The sequence below is a fragment of the Vibrio sp. SCP2 genome, assembly GCF_059295395.1.
This window is the reverse complement of the sequence record NZ_JCAFVV010000026.1, coordinates 1-638: the sequence shown is the minus strand read 5'-3', so window position 1 is coordinate 638 and position 638 is coordinate 1. Positions and strand designations below refer to the sequence as shown.

The 638-nt window shown below is 54.9% G+C and carries 1 rRNA gene; it reads right to left on the bottom strand.

Going from position 1 to position 638, the window contains the following annotated elements:
• Positions 1-638 (bottom strand): 23S ribosomal RNA (locus AC5O63_RS22370); the annotation flags it as partial.

Here is a 638-nt window from a genome sequence, read left to right as displayed (position 1 = left end):
GTCAGGGAAGACTCATCTCAGGGCTCGCTTCCCGCTTAGATGCTTTCAGCGGTTATCGATTCCGAACTTAGCTACCGGGCAATGCGTCTGGCGACACAACCCGAACACCAGAGGTTCGTCCACTCCGGTCCTCTCGTACTAGGAGCAGCCCCCTTCAATCTTCCAACGCCCACGGCAGATAGGGACCGAACTGTCTCACGACGTTCTAAACCCAGCTCGCGTACCACTTTAAATGGCGAACAGCCATACCCTTGGGACCGACTTCAGCCCCAGGATGTGATGAGCCGACATCGAGGTGCCAAACACCGCCGTCGATATGAACTCTTGGGCGGTATCAGCCTGTTATCCCCGGAGTACCTTTTATCCGTTGAGCGATGGCCCTTCCATACAGAACCACCGGATCACTATGACCTGCTTTCGCACCTGCTCGAATTGTCATTCTCGCAGTCAAGCGGGCTTATGCCATTGCACTAACCTCACGATGTCCAACCGTGATTAGCCCACCTTCGTGCTCCTCCGTTACTCTTTGGGAGGAGACCGCCCCAGTCAAACTACCCACCAGGCACTGTCCTCAACCCGGATAACGGGTCTAAGTTAGAACATCAACACTACAAGGGTGGTATTTCAAGGACGGCTCC